Here is a 17,766-nt window from a genome sequence, read left to right on the forward strand (position 1 = left end):
TGTGCTGGATACCCAAGGCGTCAAAGACCGTCGTCAGCGTCGTTCGAAATACGGCGCCAAGCGTCCGAAGTGATCCAGGAGAGGTAACGGAACATGTCCCGTCGTCACGCCGCAGAGAAGCGCGAAGTTCTCCCGGACGCCAAATATGGCGACCGCGTCATCACCAAATTCATGAACAACCTGATGCTCGACGGCAAGAAGTCTGTCGCGGAGACCATCGTCTATGGCGCGCTTGAGCGCGTCCAGGGCCGCCTGAAGCGCGAGCCGGTCGTGCTGTTCCACGAAGCGCTCGACAATGTGAAGCCTTCGGTCGAAGTGCGCTCGCGTCGCGTCGGCGGTGCCACCTACCAGGTTCCGGTCGAAGTGCGCACCGAGCGTCGCGAAGCCCTGGCGATCCGCTGGCTGATCGCGGCCGCCCGCAAGCGCAACGAGAACACCATGGAAGAGCGCCTGGCCGCCGAGCTGGCCGATGCGGTGAACAACCGCGGCACCGCGGTGAAGAAGCGCGAAGACACTCACAAGATGGCCGACGCGAACAAGGCGTTCAGCCATTATCGCTGGTAAGAGGACAACATGGCACGCGACTACCCGCTGAACCTCTACCGCAACTTCGGGATCATGGCCCATATCGACGCGGGCAAGACCACGACGACCGAGCGGATCCTCTACTACACCGGCAAGTCCCACAAGATCGGCGAAGTCCATGACGGCGCCGCGACGATGGACTGGATGGAGCAAGAGCAGGAACGGGGGATCACCATCACCTCGGCCGCCACGACGACGTTCTGGGAAAAGACCATCGACGGTAAGACCCCGACCTCGCCGAAGCACCGCTTCAACATCATCGACACCCCCGGACACGTCGACTTCACCATCGAAGTCGAGCGTTCGCTGGCCGTTCTTGACGGTGCCGTCTGCCTGCTGGACGCCAATGCCGGCGTCGAGCCGCAGACCGAAACCGTCTGGCGTCAGGCTGACCGCTACAAGGTGCCGCGCATCGTCTATGTCAACAAGATGGACAAGATCGGTGCCGACTTCTTCAAGTGCGTCCAGATGATCAAGGACCGCACCGGCGCGACCCCGTGCCCGATCGCCTTGCCGATCGGCGCCGAGGACAAGCTGGAAGGCGTTGTCGACCTCGTGCTGATGCAGGAATGGGTCTATCACAGCGAAGACCTGGGCGCCGCCTGGGACATCCGCCCGATCCGTGACGAGCTGAAGGACGTGGCCGAAGAATGGCGCGGCAAGCTGCTTGAACTGGCTGTCGAGCAGGACGATGTCGCGATGGAAGCCTATCTCGAGGGCAACGAGCCCGACGAGGCGACCCTGCGCGCGCTGATCCGCAAGGGCACGCTGTCCATGGCCTTCGTTCCGGTCACCGCCGGTTCGTCCTTCAAGAACAAGGGCGTGCAGATGGTGCTGAACTCGGTCATCGACTATCTGCCTTCGCCGATGGACGTGCCGGCCTATATGGGCTTCAAGCCCGGCGACGAGACGGAAACCCGTAACATCGCCCGTTCGGCCGATGATGCCCAGCCCTTCGCCGGTCTGGCGTTCAAGATCATGAACGACCCCTTCGTCGGCTCGCTGACCTTCACCCGGATCTATTCGGGCGTCCTGAAGAAGGGTGACCAGATGGTCAACTCGACCAAGGGGCGCAAGGAACGCGTCGGCCGGATGATGATGATGCACGCCATCAACCGCGAGGAAATCGACGAAGCCTTCGCGGGCGACATCATCGCGCTGGCGGGTCTGAAGGAAACCACCACGGGCGACACGCTGTGTGACCCGAACAATCAGGTGGTTCTGGAAACCATGACCTTCCCGGAGCCGGTGATCGAAATCGCCGTGGAGCCGAAGTCGAAGGCCGACCAGGAGAAGATGGGCCTTGCCCTGGCGCGCCTGGCTGCCGAAGACCCGTCCTTCCGCGTCGAGACCGATCTGGAATCGGGCCAGACCATCATGAAGGGCATGGGCGAACTTCACCTCGACATCCTGGTCGACCGCATGAAGCGGGAGTTCAAGGTCGAGGCGAATATCGGCGCCCCGCAAGTGGCCTATCGCGAGACCATCTCGAGCGCGCACGAGATCGACTATACCCACAAGAAGCAGACCGGCGGTACGGGCCAGTTCGCCCGCGTCAAGCTGCAGATCACCCCGACGGAACCGGGCGAGGGCTACTCGTTCGAATCGAAGATCGTCGGTGGCGCGGTGCCGAAGGAATACATCCCCGGCGTCGAAAAGGGCATCAAGTCGGTCATGGATTCGGGTCCGCTGGCGGGCTTCCCGGTCATCGACTTCAAGGTCGCGCTGGTTGACGGTGCGTTCCACGACGTCGACTCGTCGGTTCTGGCCTTCGAAATCGCCTCGCGCGCTGCGATGCGCGAAGGTCTGAAGAAGGCCGGCGCGAAGCTTCTGGAACCGATCATGAAGGTCGAAGTGGTGACGCCGGAAGAATATACCGGCTCGATCATCGGTGACCTGACCTCGCGTCGGGGCATGGTGCAGGGGCAAGACACCCGCGGCAACGCGAATGTCATCAACTGCATGGTGCCGCTGGCGAACATGTTCGGCTACATCAACAACCTGCGCTCGATGTCCTCGGGCCGTGCGGTGTTCACGATGCAGTTCGACCATTACGACGCGGTCCCCGAGAACATCTCGCAAGAGATCCAGAAGAAATACGCTTGATCGGTGTGGCGGGGTGAACCCCGCCCTACCGCCCCGTAGGCCGGGCCCGCGCCCGGCACATCGAAACGCAGAGGAGAGATCCCCATGGCCAAGGCCAAGTTTGAACGCACCAAGCCGCATGTGAACATCGGCACGATCGGTCACGTCGACCACGGCAAGACGACGCTGACGGCGGCGATCACGAAGTATTTCGGCGAGTTCCGCGCCTATGACCAGATCGACGGCGCCCCGGAAGAGCGGGCCCGCGGCATCACCATCTCGACCGCCCATGTCGAGTATGAAACCGCGAACCGCCACTACGCGCACGTCGACTGCCCCGGCCACGCCGACTATGTGAAGAACATGATCACCGGTGCCGCCCAGATGGACGGCGCGATCCTGGTTGTGGCCTCGTCGGACGGCCCGATGCCGCAGACGCGCGAGCATATCCTGCTCGGCCGTCAGGTGGGCATCCCCTACATGGTCGTCTACATGAACAAGGTCGACCTGGTCGACGATCCGGAACTGCTGGAACTCGTCGAGATGGAAATCCGCGAGCTGCTGTCGTCCTACGAATATCCGGGCGACGACATTCCGATCATCAAGGGCTCGGCCCATCAGGCGCTGATCGGCGAGCGCAAGGACATTGGCGAAGATTCGGTCCGTGCGCTGCTGGCGGCGGTTGACGAATACATCCCGACCCCGGCCCGCGCCGTGGATCAGCCCTTCCTGATGCCGATCGAAGACGTGTTCTCGATCTCGGGCCGCGGCACCGTGGTGACCGGTCGTGTGGAACGCGGCGTGATCAACGTTGGCGACGAAGTCGAAATCGTCGGCATCCGCGACACCAAGAAGTCGGTCTGCACCGGCGTGGAAATGTTCCGCAAGCTGCTGGACCGCGGCGAAGCCGGCGACAATATCGGCGCGCTGCTGCGTGGCGTCGACCGTGAAGGCGTGGAACGTGGCCAGGTGCTGTGCAAGCCCGGTTCGGTCAAGCCGCACACCAAGTTCGAAGCCGAGGCCTACATCCTGACCAAGGAAGAAGGCGGCCGTCACACGCCGTTCTTCGCGAACTACCGCCCGCAATTCTACTTCCGCACCACGGACGTGACCGGGACCGTTCAGCTGCCGGAAGGCACCGAGATGGTGATGCCGGGCGACAACCTGAAGTTCGTCGTCGAGCTGATCGCCCCGATCGCGATGGAAGAGAAGCTGCGCTTCGCCATCCGTGAAGGCGGCCGTACGGTTGGCGCCGGCGTCGTCTCGAAGATCATCGCCTGATTGACTTCCCCGCGGGCGCGCGTTAAGCGCGCCCGTTCCTATTTGTGACCCCCGAAGGAAACCAACAAGATGCAAGGTCAGACCATCCGCATCCGGCTGAAAGCCTTCGATTACCGCGTCCTGGATGCCTCGACGCAGGAAATCGTTAACACGGCCAAGCGGACCGGCGCGCAAGTGCGCGGCCCGATCCCGCTGCCGAACCGGATCGAAAAGTTCACCGTTCTCCGCGGCCCGCATATCGACAAGAAGTCGCGCGACCAGTGGGAAATCCGTACGCATAAGCGTCTGCTCGACATCGTCGATCCGACCCCGCAAACCGTGGACGCGCTGATGAAGCTCGACCTCGCCGCGGGCGTGGACGTCGAGATCAAGGTCTGAGGAGGCACCCATGCGTTCTGGCGTTATCGCAAAGAAGCTGGGCATGACCCGGCTGTTCATGGAAGACGGCAAGCAGATTCCTGTGACCGTTCTTCAGCTCGACAATCTGCAGGTCGTGGCCCAACGCACCGCCGACAAGGATGGCTATACCGCCGTCCAGCTGGGCGCGGGCACGGCCAAGGTCTCGCGCACCACGGCCGCCCAGCGTGGCCACTTCGCCAAGGCCTCGGTGGCCCCGAAGCGCAAGCTGGCCGAATTCCGGGTCACCCCGGATTGCCTGATTGATGTGGGCGCGGAAATCACCGCCAACCACTATCTGGAAGGCCAGTTCGTCGACGTGGCCGGCACCTCGATCGGTAAGGGTTTTGCCGGTGCGATGAAGCGGCACAACTTCGGCGGTCTGCGGGCCTCGCACGGTGTGTCGATCTCGCACCGTTCGCACGGCTCGACCGGCCAGTGCCAGGACCCCGGCAAGGTGTTCAAGGGCAAGAAGATGGCCGGCCATCTGGGCGCCGTCCGTGTCACCACCCAGAACCTGCAGGTCATCCGCACCGATGCGGACCGCGGCCTGATCATGGTCAAGGGGGCTGTCCCGGGCGCTGCTGGCGGCTGGGTCACCGTGAAGGATGCGGTCAAGAAGCCGGAAGCCAAGGACGCCCCGCGTCCGGCGGCGATCCGCGCTGCGGCCGTCGAAGCTGCTCCGGCCGCGGAAGTTGCGGTCGAAGGGGGTGAAGCATGAAACTCGATGTGATCAAGCTTGACGGCGGCAAGGCCGGCTCGATCGAGCTGGACGAGGCGCTGTTCGGTCTGGAACCGCGCGCCGACATCCTGCACCGCGTGGTGCGCTGGCAGCGGGCCAAGGCCCAGGCCGGCACCCATTCGACGCTGGGCAAGTCGGACGTGAGCTACTCGACCAAGAAGATCTATCGCCAGAAGGGCACCGGCGGCGCACGCCACGGGTCGAAGAAGGCGCCGATCTTCCGTCATGGTGGCGTCTACAAGGGCCCGACCCCGCGGTCGCATGCCCATGACCTGCCGAAGAAGTTCCGTGCCCTGGGCCTGCGCCATGCGCTGTCGGCCAAGGCGCGCGCGGGCGAGCTGGTGATCCTGGACGCGGCCACGCTGGCCGATGCCAAGACCGCGCAGCTGGCCAAGACCGTGAAGGAACTGGGCTGGAAGCGCGCCCTGGTCATCGACGGGGCGGCGGTCGACGCGAATTTCGCGCTGGCGGCCCGCAACCTTGATGGCGTCGACGTGCTGCCGACCATCGGCGCAAACGTGTATGACATCCTGAAGCGTGACATCCTGGTGATCACGAAGGCCGGTGTCGAAGCCCTGGAGGCGCGACTGAAATGAGCGCGAAGCCCGAACATTACGACCTGATCAAGAAGCCGATCATCACCGAAAAGGCCACCATGGCCTCGGAAGCTGGTGCGGTTGTGTTCCAGGTTGCCATGGATGCGACCAAGCCCCAGATCAAGGAGGCGGTCGAGGCCGTCTTCGGCGTCAAGGTGAAGGCGGTGAACACCACCATCACCAAGGGCAAGGCCAAGAAGTTCCGCGGCCGCGCCGGCGAGCGCAGCGACAAGAAGAAGGCCTATGTGTCGCTTGAAGAAGGCCACACGATCGACGTGTCGACCGGCCTCTGAGCGGACGTTCAGGTGAAAAGAAAGAGCCCCTGCCGAAAGGCGGGGGCTTTTTTGGTTTATGGCGGGCAGGATGAGAAGTGCTTCCGGTGGACCTTGTAACTCCGGTGGGCTAGGTTGCGGCTCTGTGGCTTGCGCATGAGACATTGACGTGGATATTCAGTTCAAAGAAAAGACCTACGAGAAATATTTTGGCCACGAACTGGCTCGATTAACCAATGTAACATTCTCCCCCGATCAGGTCGATGAGGCTTCGCTAGGTTTCGACGAGGCGTTTCTCCTGCCTTTTGAATGGTTCCACAAGTTCGGACCTTACTTTAGGAGAAGTCGCCGTGAGCGGCTGACTGGGGCAGAGATCAGCGAGTTCAATAAAGCGGGTGCGATAGCGGCATCATACATGCCCAAGTTCAAGTTTAATCTTTTTGTCCAATTTAAGAGGCCCGAATTCATCAATTCGCATCGGGCAAAAGAGTGGTCTCATTGGGGACAGAGTTACTATCGGTATGCAACGACGCCTCACCAGCAGGAGGCACTCGAAAACATCGAAGCGCACAGTGCGGGGCGAGCTGCCACTATCTACGCAAGCCCGGCTTTCTGGCAGGTGGCGGATCTATGGTTGCATGTGGAAAAGATGGCAGTTGTAGGCCGAAGCAATATGGCAAGTGTCGCCAAGCTCACGGGTCATGGACGCTATACTTACATCGCAAACGGCTTTGTTGGCAAAGGTCATTCTGACGTGGTTGGGATCGAAGGTGAGCCGATTGAAAAGATTATTTTACGTGGGATGGAGGCGAACGACGAGCTGTCGCTCGATGATCACTTGAAGGCAACTGCCGCGACAATTCTAGAATCCACGGGTAGGAGTGATCTTGCAGCGCCAGTCTTTCAGAGGGTCCAATCAGCGAAAGGCGCTGAGAGGCTAGAGCCAAATTCATTGTATGATGCTATCGAGATTATCCGACTCTTTGCTGAAGCGTTTGATGTACGGTGCTACGCGTTCGGTTAAAGGCGTTAGTCCGTCCCTCGTATCATTTCGGTCGACTGGTTTTCGGTTGCGAGCTTAGTGCGTTCATCGCTTGCATCTCATCGGAAACCCTCACTTCCCCCATTGCCCCCCCGTCCCCCTTCTGCTACTGCACCGCCACGCCAGAAGCCCCGGATTCGTCCGGGGCTTGTGGTTTGTTCGTTCCGGTGACCTGCTCACCGGCTCGAACAGACGAACCGGGGATCTTCGGAGCCCTTAACCCCGGATCTTCACCCCGGCCGGCAACGGCCAGGTGACGGTCCTGAAGCAAACGGAAGACAGGAAACATGGCACTCAAGTCGTATAAGCCGACGACGCCTGGCCAGCGCGGGCTGGTTCTGATCGACCGTTCGGAGCTGTGGAAAGGCCGGCCTGTGAAAGCCCTCACCGAGGGTTTGATTTCGCAAGGCGGCCGGAACAATACCGGACGGGTCACGGTGCGCCACCAGGGCGGGGGCGCGAAGCGTCTGTACCGCGTTGTGGACTTCAAGCGTCGCAAATGGGACATGGCCGCGATCGTCGAGCGGATCGAATATGACCCCAACCGCACGGGCTTCATCGCGCTGGTGAAGTATGAGGATGGCGAACTGGCCTATATCCTCGCCCCGCAGCGTCTGGCCGTGGGCGACAGCATCGTCGCCGGCGCCAAGGTCGACGTGAAGCCCGGCAATGCGATGCCCTTCTCGGGCATGCCGATCGGCACGATCGTCCACAATGTCGAACTCAAGCCCGGCAAGGGTGGCCAGCTGGCCCGCGCCGCCGGGACCTATGCGCAATTCGTCGGTCGCGACGGGTCTTATGCGCAGATCCGCCTGTCCTCGGGCGAGCTGCGTCTGGTCCGTCAGGAATGCATGGCCACCATCGGTGCCGTGTCGAACCCCGACAACTCGAACCAGAACTTCGGCAAGGCCGGCCGTATGCGTTACAAGGGCATCCGCCCGACGGTGCGCGGCGTTGCGATGAACCCGATCGACCACCCGCATGGTGGTGGTGAAGGCCGGACCTCGGGTGGCCGTCACCCGGTTACCCCGTGGGGCAAGGGCACCAAGGGCAACCGGACGCGCACCAACAAGACCACGGACAAGTTCATCGTCCGTTCGCGTCACGCCAAGAAGAAGGGGCGCTAATCCATGGCACGTTCCATCTGGAAGGGCCCGTTCGTCGACGGCTACGTCCTGAAGAAGGCCGAAGCTGCGAAATCCTCGGGCAAGAACGAAGTGATCAAGATCTGGTCGCGCCGTTCCACCATCCTGCCGCAATTCGTGGGCCTGACCTTCGCCGTCTACAACGGCAAGAAGCATGTTCCCGTCGCGGTTACCGAAGACATGATCGGCCAGAAGTTCGGTGAATATTCGCCGACCCGGACCTATTACGGTCACGCTGCCGACAAGAAAGCCAAGAGGAAGTAAGCCATGGGTGCGGACAACAACCCCCGCCGCGTGGCGGACAACGAAGCGATGGCGGTGCTGCGGATGCTGCGCACCAGCCCGCAGAAGCTGAACCTGGTTGCCGGGATGATCCGCGGCAAGAAGGTGGAAAAGGCCCTTGCGGACCTGACCTTCTCGAAGCGCCGCATCGCGGGCGACGTGAAGAAGTGCCTGCAATCGGCCATTGCGAATGCCGAGAACAACCATAACCTGGACGTCGACAGCCTGATCGTCGCCGAGGCCTGGGTCGGCAAGAACCTGGTGATGAAGCGTGGCCGTCCGCGGGCGCGGGGCCGGTTCGGCAAGATCATGAAGCCGTTCAGCGAAATCACCATCAAGGTGCGTCAGACCGGGGAGTCGGCATAATGGGACAGAAGGTCAACCCGATCGGGATGCGTCTTCAGGTCAACCGGACCTGGGACAGCCGCTGGTTCGCCGATTCGAAGGACTACGGCAACCTTCTGCTTGAAGACCTGCGGATGCGCGAATTCATCCACAAGGAAGTCAAGCAGGCCGGCGTGTCGAAGGTGATCATCGAGCGGCCGCACAAGAAGTGCCGCGTGACGATCCACACTGCGCGTCCGGGCGTGATCATCGGCAAGAAGGGCGCCGATATCGAGACCCTGCGCAAGAAGCTGGCCGCCTTCACCAAGTCGGAACTGCATCTGAACATCGTCGAAGTGCGCAAGCCGGAAATCGACGCCCAGCTGGTGGCCGAATCGATCGCCCAGCAGATGGAACGTCGCGTCTCGTTCCGTCGCGCCATGAAGCGCGGCGTGCAGAACGCGATGCGCATGGGTGCCCTGGGCATCCGTGTGAATGTCGGTGGCCGTCTGGGCGGGGCTGAAATCGCTCGGACCGAATGGTATCGCGAAGGCCGCGTGCCGCTGCATACCCTGCGGGCCGATATCGACTATGCGCTGTCGGAAGCCGAAACCCCCTATGGGATCATCGGCGTCAAGGTCTGGATCTTCAAGGGCGAGATCCTTGAGCATGATCCGCAAGCGCATGACCGTCGTCTCGCCGAAGCTGCCGATGCCCCCGGTCCGCGCGGTCCGCGTCGCGAACGTGGCGACCGCGACCGCGAACGCGCGTAAGGAGTAACTGAAGATGCTGCAACCGAAGCGCACCAAATACCGCAAGATGCACAAGGGCCGCATCCATGGCGAAGCCAAGGGTGGGTTCCTGCTGAACTTCGGCTCCTTCGCCCTGAAGGCGACCGAGCCCGAGCGCGTCACCGCGCGGCAGATCGAAGCGGCCCGCCGCGCGATCACCCGCCACATGAAGCGTCAGGGCCGGGTCTGGATCCGCATTTTCCCGGACGTTCCGGTCTCGGCCAAGCCGGTCGAAGTCCGGATGGGCTCGGGTAAGGGTTCGGTGGATTATTGGGCCTGCAAAGTGAAGCCCGGCCGGATCATGTTCGAGATCGACGGCGTTGCCGAAGACATCGCGCGTGAAGCCCTGCGTCTGGGCGCGATGAAACTGCCGGTCACCTCGCGCATCGTCGCGAAGGAAGACTGGTAAGACCTCGCCGCAAGGCAAACCCGGTGCGGCAAAGCGGATTTCCCCGGAACTCCGCGGGCCGGCACCCGGTTGAGAGAATTGGCCCCTGCCGGCGACGGCGGGGGCCTTTTCCTTGGGGTCGGGCAAAGGCGCGGCAGGGCGGGCGTTGCCCCCGGCGCGGCTCAGGCGGCCGTCGCGGTTTCAATGACCACATCCGACAGGTCCAGCCCGGTCACGCCCTGCAGATTGATGCGGACCTCGGTCTCGACCAGACTGTCGTCTTCGGCGATCTGCTCGTAAAGCAGCACGATCAGCGTGTCGTTGCCGCTGCTTTCCAGGCGAGCCCCGTTATAGGCCTCGGCCGAGCCCGGCGGCAGAAGGATGGACAGCGCATCCTCGGCGGGGTTGAAGTCTTCAATCTGCACCACCGTTGCGCCGCTATCCACCGGACCTACGTCAGGTTCCGCGAAGAACGGGTTCACGTCGTTCAAAGCGACCTCGAACAGGTCTTCGCCGTCGCCACCGTACAGCCGGGGTGGATCCGACAAGTGAGAGTCATCATATCTCACCACGACCGACAGGGTGTCGTCGCCGTCGCCGCCGTACACCCCTGCGCCTTCCTGCAGACCCGCACTGAAATCGATCTGCAGAACGTCGTTTCCGTCATCGCCAGAGCTGACAGAGCCATCTTCGCCGGCGCCGATGATCGTATCGTCTCCACCCCCGCCCGAAATGTTCAGCCCGTAGCCCGAGGATTCGATCTGGTCGTTTCCTTCACCACCCGCAATCTGGCCGTCGAAGTGGGGCACGACAATCGTGTCATCCCCACCTCCGGCATCGATCGAACCGAAGAGCAAGAGGTCACTGTCGGATACGGTGATAGTGTCATTGCCGGCGCCCGAGGATACGTCGACGCGTCCATAGGTCTCTGGATTGAAGGTAAGCTCGATCTGATCGTCGCGGCTGGGCTCGGGCGGGGGATTGTCATCCTCCTCGTCATCATCCTTCTGCGCTTCACTGATCAACCCCGCGACCGCGGCGCAGCCCAGAACCGAGAACATCAGAATCTCAAGCACCGTCACCTCCTACACACTGGTGATTTTGAAACTCAAATGCCGCTGATCGCCTGTCAAGCGACCGAAAGGGATTCTGACGCGGCCGCCCGCTCTTGGCTTTCGTGGCGCGTGAGTTCCTGCTAGGCCGCTTCTGCCCAGTCGCAGGAGCCCGCCATGGCCGAGATCACCTCGCTTTTCGTCACCCGCCTCTATCGCGCCGCCTTGAACGAGCTGGCGAAGAAAAAGGTCGACTATGCCGAGCTTCACGCCTCTTGCGAAGCCATCGCCGAGGATGACGAGGCCGGGCAGGACTGGTGCGAGGCGAATGGCTATCCGGGCTATACCTCCTACTCGTCGCTGAACGACCTGCCCTGGCGCTTTCCGATCTTTGCCGATCTGGAGAAGGCGATCGACAAGCATGTCGCGGCCTTCTGCGACGATCTGGGCTTCGACCTGCAGGGCAAGAAGCTGAAATGCAACGGGCTGTGGATCAACATCCTGCCCGAGGGCGGCACCCATTCCAGCCATATCCACCCGCATTCGGTGATCTCGGGCACGACCTATGTGGCGATGCCGGATGGGGCAGGGGCCCTGAAGCTGGAAGACCCGCGGCTGCCGATGATGATGACCGCGCCTTTGGTTCGGAAGAATGCCGGCGAGGACCGCCAGCGCTTCCACTATGTCGCGCCGAACGTGGGCGATGTGCTGCTGTGGGAAAGCTGGCTGCGGCATGAAGTGCCGATGAACATGTCCGAGGAAGAGCGGATCTCGGTCAGCTTCAATTACGGCTGGGCGTGACCGGCGGCCCTTAAGGGGGAACCGAAACACGGCTCTGTGACTTGTCCTCAGGTAGAAGGACAATCGTCATGCCCCAGACCCGCGTCTCGATGTCTCGCCAGGTTGCCGCAGTTGCGGCGCTGATCATTGCCGCAGCCCCGGCTCTGGCCGGGGGCCCGGTCCTTGCCCCAGAAGATGGCGCGCCGCTGCCGCCGCCGTTGATCCAAGACCCCATCGCCGACTGGTCCGGGTTCTATGCGGGCCTTGGCTACGGCAAGATCGGGGTGTCGCTGGCCGATGGGCTGGACGATCTGGATTTGGACGGCGCGGCGGCGGGCGGCTTCGCGGGGATCAACGCCCAGAAGGGCCATCTCGTCTATGGCGTGGAGCTCACCTATGCCAAGACGATGGAGGCAAGCGTCGAAGGTGCCGACACCAGCAGCGCGCCTTTGATCGAGCTGTCGGGGCGGCTTGGTTATGCCTGGCGCGATGCACTGGTCTATGCCCGGCTTGGCGTGGCCAGCACCGAGTTTGACGTGGATGGCGCCTCGCACAGGTTCAACGGGCTGGCCTATGGCATCGGGCTGGATTACCAGATCAGCGATCACATGGCCCTGGGCGTCAGCTATACGGAATACGATCTGTCCTCGGGCGGCTCGGGAGCAGGGTTCTCGGCGCGGCCAAGCGTGATCGGTCTGCGCATCAGCATGCGGTTCTGAATCCGCAGGCCTCGGCGGCGCAGCGGGCAGCGCAGTCAACTTCCCGCTTGCTTCCGCGACCCTTCCCCCCTATACGGCCCCATCCACGGATCCGGGGCGACTCGGATTCGTCGGTTTGTCATTGATCCGCCAGGTTCTCGGTGACCCTGCAAAACAGGGGCCGTCTGGCGATTGTGAAAAGGAAGATTGGCGATGGACGCCAAGGAATTGAAGACCAAGACCCCCGACCAGCTGCGCGACAGCCTGGTTGCCCTGAAGAAAGAGGCGTTCAACCTGCGCTTCCAACAGGCGACCAACCAGCTTGAGAACACCGCCCGCATGCGTGCCGTCCGCCGTGACGTCGCCCGCATCAAGACGGTCCTCAACCAAAAAGCCGCTGAAGCCGCGAAGTAAGGGGAACACTATGCCGAAACGTATCCTTCAGGGCACTGTCACCTCGGACAAGAACGCCCAGACCATCACCGTGCTGGTCGAACGCCGCTTCAAGCACCCGCTGCTGCAGAAGACGGTGCGGAAGTCGAAGAAGTATCGCGCTCATGACGAGCACAATACCTACAAGGTGGGCGACGTGGTCCGCATCGAGGAATGCGCCCCCATCTCGAAAACGAAACGCTGGACCGTTGTGACCGACGCGCAAGCGTAAGTGACAACGATCTAAACGAAACCCCGGGGCGCGGCGAGCGCGTCCCCGAAGGTCGGGAGAAGACCAATGATCCAGATGCAGACGAATCTGGATGTCGCTGACAACTCCGGCGCGCGCCGGGTGCAGTGCATCAAGGTTCTTGGCGGTTCGCACCGCCGTTATGCTTCGGTCGGCGACATCATCGTGGTGTCGGTGAAGGAAGCGATTCCGAAGGGCCGCGTGAAGAAGGGTGACGTCCGCAAGGCCGTTGTCGTTCGCACCGCCAAGGAAGTCCGCCGTGAAGACGGCACCTCGATCCGTTTCGACCGCAACGCCGCCGTCATCCTGAACAATCAGGGCGAACCTGTCGGCACCCGTATCTTCGGGCCGGTCGTGCGCGAGCTGCGTGCGAAGAACTTCATGAAGATCATCTCGCTTGCGCCGGAGGTGCTGTAATGGCTGCCAAGCTCAAGAAGGGTGATACCGTCGTCGTGCTGACCGGCAAGGACAAGGGCAAGCAGGGGTCGATCACCTCGGTCTCGCCCAAGGACAACAAGGCCGTCGTCGAAGGCGTGAATGTCGCCATCCGTCACACCAAGCAATCGGCCCAGTCGCAAGGCGGCCGCATTCCGCAGGCGATGCCGATCGACCTGTCGAACCTGGCGCTTCTGGACAAGAACGGCAAGGCGACCCGCGTCGGCTTCCGCGTCGAGGGCGACAAGAAGGTCCGCTACGCCAAGACCACCGGGGAGGCGATCTGATGCTTGATGCTGTCGAATACACCCCCCGCCTGAAGGCGGCCTACAAGTCGACGATGCGGGCTGCTCTGAAAGAAGAGTTCGCCTACAAGAACGACATGCAGATCCCGCGTCTGGACAAGATCGTCCTGAACATGGGCGTCGGCGAAGCGGTCAAGGACACCAAGAAGGTCAAGCAGGCCTCCGAGGAACTGTCGCTGATCGCCGGTCAGAAGGCCGTGATCACCAAGGCCCGCAAGTCGATCGCGACCTTCCGCGTTCGTGAAGAAATGCCTCTGGGCTGCAAGGTCACCCTGCGTGGCGACCGGATGTATGAATTCCTTGACCGTCTGGTCAACGTGGCGCTGCCGCGCGTGCGGGACTTCCGCGGCGTGAAGCCTGCGTTCGACGGCCGCGGGAACTTTGCCATGGGTCTGAAGGAACACATCGTGTTCCCGGAAATCGACTTCGACAAGGTCGATGAGATCCTGGGCATGGACATCATCATCTGCACCACCGCGAAGACCGATGCGGAAGCCAAGGCGCTGTTGAAGCATTTCAACATGCCCTTCAACGCCTGATCGCGAGGACCCTGAGATATGGCTAAGAAATCCATGGTGAACCGCGAAGTGAAGCGCGCCAAGCTGACGAAGCAGCATGCTTCGAAGCGGGCCGCGCTGAAGGCGGTGATCTACGACCAAACCAAGCCGATGGAAGAACGTTTCAAGGCGACGCTGAAGCTGGCCGAAATGCCGCGCAACTCGTCCGCCGTGCGCATGCACAACCGCTGCCAGCTGACCGGCCGCCCGCATGCCTTCTATCGCAAGTTGAAACTCTCGCGGATCATGCTGCGCGAACTGGCCTCGTTCGGCCAGATCCCCGGCATGGTCAAGTCGAGCTGGTAAGGGAGAGGGGATCATGTCGATGAACGATCCGATCGGCGATATGCTGACCCGCATCCGCAACGCGCAGCTGCGCGGCAAGTCGACGGTGGCCACGCCCGCCTCGACGCTGCGCGCCCGCGTTCTGGACGTCCTGCTGTCCGAAGGCTACATCCGCGGCTATGAAAAGGCCGACACTTCGAACGGTCAGGGCGAATTCACCATCTCGCTCAAGTATTACGAAGGCGAACCGGTCATCCGCGAACTGAAGCGGGTCTCGAAGCCGGGCCGTCGCGTGTATATGGGCGTCAAGGACATCCCCTCGGTCCGCAATGGCCTGGGTGTGTCGATCGTCTCCACGCCGAAGGGCGTCATGTCGGATGCGAATGCGCGCGCTGCCAATGTTGGCGGCGAAGTGCTTTGCACCGTGTTCTGAGGAGGGTGGAATGTCTCGTATCGGCAAGAAACCCGTCGCGCTGACCAAAGGCGTTACCGCCTCGATCAGCGGTCAGACCATCGAAGTGAAGGGGCCGAAAGGCACCCGCAGCTTCACCGCAGGCGACGACGTGACGCTGACCATCGAGGGCGAAGCCGTCAAGGTGACCCCGCGTGGCCTGTCCAAGCGTGCCCGCCAGCAATGGGGCATGACCCGCTCGATGATCGACAACCTGGTGACGGGTGTCAGCACGGGCTTCAAGAAAGAGCTGGAAATCCAGGGCGTCGGTTTCCGCGCCGCCATGGCCGGCAATGTCCTGAAGCTTTCGCTTGGCTTCTCGCATGAGGTGAATTTCGACGTGCCGAAGGGGGTGACCATCACCTCGCCGAAGCCGACGGAAATCGTCGTCGAGGGCATCGACCAGCAGCAGGTGGGCCAGGTCGCGGCGAATATCCGCGAATGGCGTCAACCCGAGCCCTATAAGGGCAAGGGCATCCGCTACAAGGGCGAATTCATCTTCCGCAAGGAAGGCAAGAAGAAGTAAGGGGCGCAAAAATGGCTTTGAACAAACGCGAGCTGTTCCTGAAGCGCCGCCTGCGCGTCCGGAACAAGATCAAGTCGATGTCGGCGGGCCGTCTGCGCCTATCCGTGCATCGCTCGTCCAAGAACATCTCGGTCCAGCTGATCGACGATGTGAAGGGCGTCACGGTGGCGGCTGCCTCGTCCATGGAGAAAGACCTGGGCGTGGTCGGCAAGAACAATGTCGAAGCGGCGGCCAAGGTCGGCGCGGCGATCGCAGAACGGGCCAAGAAGGCCGGTGTGGAAGAATGCTATTTCGACCGCGGCGGCTTCCTGTTTCACGGCAAGATCAAGGCTTTGGCCGAGGCTGCCCGTGAAGGCGGCCTGAAGTTCTGATCCTTGCGGGGGGCGGTTCCGCTGCCCCCCCGATGATCCGGGAGACCGGCCTTCGCGGCCGGCTCACCAGGATCGGACCCATCAGGCGCCGCAGTTGCGCCGTCACGAAAGGAATGCCTCATGGCAGAACGTGAAAACCGCCGGGATCGCCGCGACAGCCGCGAAGAGACCCCGGAATTCGCCGATCGCCTGGTTGCGATCAACCGGGTTTCGAAGACGGTCAAGGGCGGCAAGCGCTTTGGCTTTGCAGCGCTCGTCGTGGTCGGTGACCAGCGCGGTCGCGTCGGCTTCGGCAAGGGCAAGGCCAAGGAAGTGCCGGAGGCCGTTCGCAAGGCCACCGAACAGGCCAAGCGCTCGATGATCCGCGTGCCGCTGAAGGATGCCCGGACCCTTCACCACGACATCGAGGGCCGTCATGGCGCCGGCAAGGTCGTGATGCGCACCGCCGTGGCCGGGACCGGCATCATCGCCGGCGGCCCGATGCGCGCTGTCTTCGAAATGCTGGGGATCCAGGACGTCGTCGCCAAGTCGATCGGCACCCAGAACCCCTACAACATGATCCGCGCGACCATCGACGGGCTGAAGAAGGAAACTTCTCCGCGTTCGGTCGCGGCGCGCCGCTCGAAGAAGGTCGCCGAGATCCTGAAGAAGCCGGAAGCGGAAGCTTCGGCGGAAACCGTGGAGGCCTGAGATGACCGCGAAGAAGACCATCGTCGTCAAGCAAGTCCGCTCGGCCGCCCGCCGTCCGGCGGTGCAGACCGCCACGCTGAAGGGCCTGGGGCTGAACAAGATGAACCGCACCCGCGAGCTTGAGGATACGCCCTCGGTCCGCGGCATGGTGAAGTCGATCAGCCACCTGGTCGAGATCATCGAAGAGCGCGGCTAAGCCCCGCTTCGGGCGATCCCCGATCTGAACACAGAACGCCCCTGCGCAACCGCGGGGGCGTTTTGCATTGTGCCGCGCCGATGCGGGCCCCCCTCAACCCAAAGGCTGAATCGCCCGGCCACGGCCGCGATGCTAGCGTTTGGCGGACAGCGCCTGCCCGGGCTCCGGGCGGGTCTGGCATCAGCAGGGAGGAAGACCAGATGTCCAAATATGCCGGTGGCTGCGCGCATGTGCATGTCACCTCCGACGCCGAACCGATCGACAATCACGAATGCCATTGCAATGTCTGCAAGGCGGTGACCGGCCAGCAATTCACCCATGTCGCCTTCTTCAACTACGACGACCTGAAGGTGGATCACCCCGAGAAGATGAAGCGCGTGCCGTTCAACGCGCAGAACCCCGACGGGCCGCTGGAGATCTGCCTCTGCACCGAATGCGGGGCGGCGCTGATGCTGGATGACAAGCAGAAGCGCATCCGCGTGGCGGTGCCGAATGTGATGGGCTATGACGACGCGCATTTCCCGAAGGCCACCTATCACGCCTTCTGGGACGAGACGAAGGGCTATGAAAAGCCGCATGACGGCCGCCCGGTCTATGACAGCCTGCGCCCCGACTTCAAATGGCCGGCCTCGGCCGCCTGAGCGCGTCTTGCGAACCGGCACGGCGCCCCCACTCCGCCAGCCTGGGCGGGGTGGGGGCGCTTGCCTTGCGGGCGTCAAGCGTGTAAGGCGCCGCGGTGGCCTTTCCGGGCCGCACAGAATCAAACAAGAAACGCCGTGTGGCCCTGCCCGTCGCTGGGGGGCTTTTCC

General features: G+C 62.5%; 28 protein-coding genes and 1 pseudogene. 28 read left to right on the forward strand and 1 reads right to left on the reverse strand.

Annotated elements, in window-relative coordinates:
• The 14 genes and pseudogenes from rpsL to rplP form a co-directional block, all read left to right on the forward strand.
• Nucleotides 1–73, forward strand: a pseudogene (gene rpsL, locus K1Y73_RS03270) (30S ribosomal protein S12); the annotation flags it as partial.
• Between the two features lie 20 nt (nt 74–93).
• On the forward strand, nt 94–564 hold the full coding sequence (gene rpsG / locus K1Y73_RS03275) for a 30S ribosomal protein S7 (protein ID WP_225026485.1): 471 nt from the start codon (nt 94–96) through the stop codon (nt 562–564).
• A gap of 9 nt (nt 565–573) precedes the next feature.
• Complete coding sequence (fusA, locus tag K1Y73_RS03280; protein WP_225026486.1) at nt 574–2,691, forward strand: elongation factor G; 2,118 nt, start codon at nt 574–576, stop codon at nt 2,689–2,691.
• A gap of 84 nt (nt 2,692–2,775) precedes the next feature.
• On the forward strand, nt 2,776–3,951 hold the full coding sequence (tuf, locus tag K1Y73_RS03285; RefSeq protein ID WP_225026466.1) for an elongation factor Tu: 1,176 nt from the start codon (nt 2,776–2,778) through the stop codon (nt 3,949–3,951).
• A gap of 69 nt (nt 3,952–4,020) precedes the next feature.
• A complete protein-coding gene (rpsJ, locus tag K1Y73_RS03290; RefSeq protein ID WP_225026487.1) occupies nt 4,021–4,329 on the forward strand; it encodes a 30S ribosomal protein S10 in 309 nt (102 codons plus the stop codon).
• Nucleotides 4,330–4,339: 10 nt separating this feature from the next.
• Nucleotides 4,340–5,068 (forward strand): 50S ribosomal protein L3, encoded by a 729-nt coding sequence (gene rplC / locus K1Y73_RS03295; protein ID WP_225026488.1) that lies wholly within the window; start codon nt 4,340–4,342, stop codon nt 5,066–5,068.
• Nucleotides 5,065–5,685 (forward strand): 50S ribosomal protein L4, encoded by a 621-nt coding sequence (gene rplD / locus K1Y73_RS03300; RefSeq protein ID WP_225026489.1) that lies wholly within the window; start codon nt 5,065–5,067, stop codon nt 5,683–5,685. Before rplC ends, rplD begins: the two co-directional genes overlap by 4 nt.
• Nucleotides 5,682–5,978 carry a 50S ribosomal protein L23 gene (locus K1Y73_RS03305; protein WP_225026490.1) on the forward strand — a complete coding sequence of 99 codons (297 nt, stop codon included), beginning with the start codon at nt 5,682–5,684 and terminating at the stop codon, nt 5,976–5,978. Before rplD ends, K1Y73_RS03305 begins: the two co-directional genes overlap by 4 nt.
• A 148-nt stretch (nt 5,979–6,126) precedes the next feature.
• A complete protein-coding gene (locus K1Y73_RS03310; protein WP_225026491.1) occupies nt 6,127–6,981 on the forward strand; it encodes a hypothetical protein in 855 nt (284 codons plus the stop codon).
• A 305-nt stretch (nt 6,982–7,286) separates the two neighbouring features.
• Nucleotides 7,287–8,126, forward strand: coding sequence for a 50S ribosomal protein L2 (gene rplB, locus K1Y73_RS03315; RefSeq protein ID WP_225026492.1), 840 nt, complete (start codon nt 7,287–7,289; stop codon nt 8,124–8,126).
• A gap of 3 nt (nt 8,127–8,129) precedes the next feature.
• Nucleotides 8,130–8,408, forward strand: coding sequence for a 30S ribosomal protein S19 (rpsS, locus tag K1Y73_RS03320; RefSeq protein WP_225026493.1), 279 nt, complete (start codon nt 8,130–8,132; stop codon nt 8,406–8,408).
• A 3-nt stretch (nt 8,409–8,411) separates the two neighbouring features.
• The gene (gene rplV / locus K1Y73_RS03325) at nt 8,412–8,792 is read left to right on the forward strand and encodes a 50S ribosomal protein L22 (protein WP_225026494.1); all 381 of its coding nucleotides are present in this window, start codon (nt 8,412–8,414) and stop codon (nt 8,790–8,792) included.
• Nucleotides 8,792–9,523, forward strand: coding sequence for a 30S ribosomal protein S3 (gene rpsC / locus K1Y73_RS03330; protein WP_225026495.1), 732 nt, complete (start codon nt 8,792–8,794; stop codon nt 9,521–9,523). Before rplV ends, rpsC begins: the two co-directional genes overlap by 1 nt.
• Before the next feature lie 13 nt (nt 9,524–9,536).
• Nucleotides 9,537–9,950, forward strand: coding sequence for a 50S ribosomal protein L16 (gene rplP / locus K1Y73_RS03335; RefSeq protein ID WP_225026496.1), 414 nt, complete (start codon nt 9,537–9,539; stop codon nt 9,948–9,950).
• Nucleotides 9,951–10,111: 161 nt separating this feature from the next.
• On the opposite strand, the gene K1Y73_RS03340 is transcribed toward rplP, so the two are convergent.
• On the reverse strand, nt 10,112–11,005 hold the full coding sequence (locus K1Y73_RS03340) for a hypothetical protein (protein WP_225026497.1): 894 nt from the start codon (nt 11,003–11,005) through the stop codon (nt 10,112–10,114).
• A gap of 153 nt (nt 11,006–11,158) precedes the next feature.
• Here K1Y73_RS03340 and K1Y73_RS03345 point away from each other — a divergent pair, with 153 nt between their 5' ends.
• The 14 genes from K1Y73_RS03345 (at nt 11,159) to K1Y73_RS03410 (ending at nt 17,598) form a co-directional block, all read left to right on the forward strand.
• Entirely contained in the window at nt 11,159–11,782 is a 624-nt protein-coding gene (locus K1Y73_RS03345; RefSeq protein ID WP_225026498.1) for a TIGR02466 family protein, read from the forward strand.
• Between the two features lie 68 nt (nt 11,783–11,850).
• Entirely contained in the window at nt 11,851–12,480 is a 630-nt protein-coding gene (locus K1Y73_RS03350) for an outer membrane protein (protein ID WP_225026499.1), read from the forward strand.
• Between the two features lie 192 nt (nt 12,481–12,672).
• Nucleotides 12,673–12,873: a 50S ribosomal protein L29 gene (gene rpmC, locus K1Y73_RS03355; RefSeq protein WP_225026500.1), complete on the forward strand. Its 201-nt coding sequence runs from the start codon at nt 12,673–12,675 to the stop codon at nt 12,871–12,873.
• A gap of 10 nt (nt 12,874–12,883) precedes the next feature.
• The gene (gene rpsQ, locus K1Y73_RS03360; protein ID WP_225026501.1) at nt 12,884–13,123 is read left to right on the forward strand and encodes a 30S ribosomal protein S17; all 240 of its coding nucleotides are present in this window, start codon (nt 12,884–12,886) and stop codon (nt 13,121–13,123) included.
• Nucleotides 13,124–13,189: 66 nt separating this feature from the next.
• Entirely contained in the window at nt 13,190–13,558 is a 369-nt protein-coding gene (gene rplN / locus K1Y73_RS03365; protein ID WP_023666245.1) for a 50S ribosomal protein L14, read from the forward strand.
• Nucleotides 13,558–13,863: a 50S ribosomal protein L24 gene (gene rplX / locus K1Y73_RS03370; protein WP_225026502.1), complete on the forward strand. Its 306-nt coding sequence runs from the start codon at nt 13,558–13,560 to the stop codon at nt 13,861–13,863. The genes rplN and rplX overlap by 1 nt, the downstream gene beginning before the upstream one ends.
• Complete coding sequence (rplE, locus tag K1Y73_RS03375) at nt 13,863–14,420, forward strand: 50S ribosomal protein L5 (RefSeq protein ID WP_225026503.1); 558 nt, start codon at nt 13,863–13,865, stop codon at nt 14,418–14,420. Before rplX ends, rplE begins: the two co-directional genes overlap by 1 nt.
• 18 nt (nt 14,421–14,438) lie before the next feature.
• Nucleotides 14,439–14,744 (forward strand): 30S ribosomal protein S14, encoded by a 306-nt coding sequence (rpsN, locus tag K1Y73_RS03380; protein ID WP_225026504.1) that lies wholly within the window; start codon nt 14,439–14,441, stop codon nt 14,742–14,744.
• A 13-nt stretch (nt 14,745–14,757) separates the two neighbouring features.
• Nucleotides 14,758–15,156, forward strand: a complete 399-nt coding sequence (gene rpsH / locus K1Y73_RS03385) for a 30S ribosomal protein S8 (RefSeq protein WP_225026505.1) — start codon at nt 14,758–14,760, stop codon at nt 15,154–15,156.
• 10 nt (nt 15,157–15,166) lie between these two features.
• A complete protein-coding gene (gene rplF / locus K1Y73_RS03390; RefSeq protein WP_225026506.1) occupies nt 15,167–15,700 on the forward strand; it encodes a 50S ribosomal protein L6 in 534 nt (177 codons plus the stop codon).
• An 11-nt stretch (nt 15,701–15,711) separates the two neighbouring features.
• Nucleotides 15,712–16,071: a 50S ribosomal protein L18 gene (gene rplR, locus K1Y73_RS03395; RefSeq protein WP_225026507.1), complete on the forward strand. Its 360-nt coding sequence runs from the start codon at nt 15,712–15,714 to the stop codon at nt 16,069–16,071.
• A 120-nt stretch (nt 16,072–16,191) separates the two neighbouring features.
• Nucleotides 16,192–16,761: a 30S ribosomal protein S5 gene (gene rpsE / locus K1Y73_RS03400; protein WP_225026508.1), complete on the forward strand. Its 570-nt coding sequence runs from the start codon at nt 16,192–16,194 to the stop codon at nt 16,759–16,761.
• Nucleotide 16,762: 1 nt separating this feature from the next.
• Nucleotides 16,763–16,957 carry a 50S ribosomal protein L30 gene (rpmD, locus tag K1Y73_RS03405; protein WP_225026509.1) on the forward strand — a complete coding sequence of 65 codons (195 nt, stop codon included), beginning with the start codon at nt 16,763–16,765 and terminating at the stop codon, nt 16,955–16,957.
• A gap of 200 nt (nt 16,958–17,157) precedes the next feature.
• Complete coding sequence (locus tag K1Y73_RS03410; RefSeq protein ID WP_225026510.1) at nt 17,158–17,598, forward strand: GFA family protein; 441 nt, start codon at nt 17,158–17,160, stop codon at nt 17,596–17,598.
• Nucleotides 17,599–17,766: the final 168 nt, after the last annotated feature.

The organism is Xinfangfangia pollutisoli, from assembly GCF_020179405.1.
GTDB lineage: Bacteria > Pseudomonadota > Alphaproteobacteria > Rhodobacterales > Rhodobacteraceae > Pseudogemmobacter > Pseudogemmobacter pollutisoli.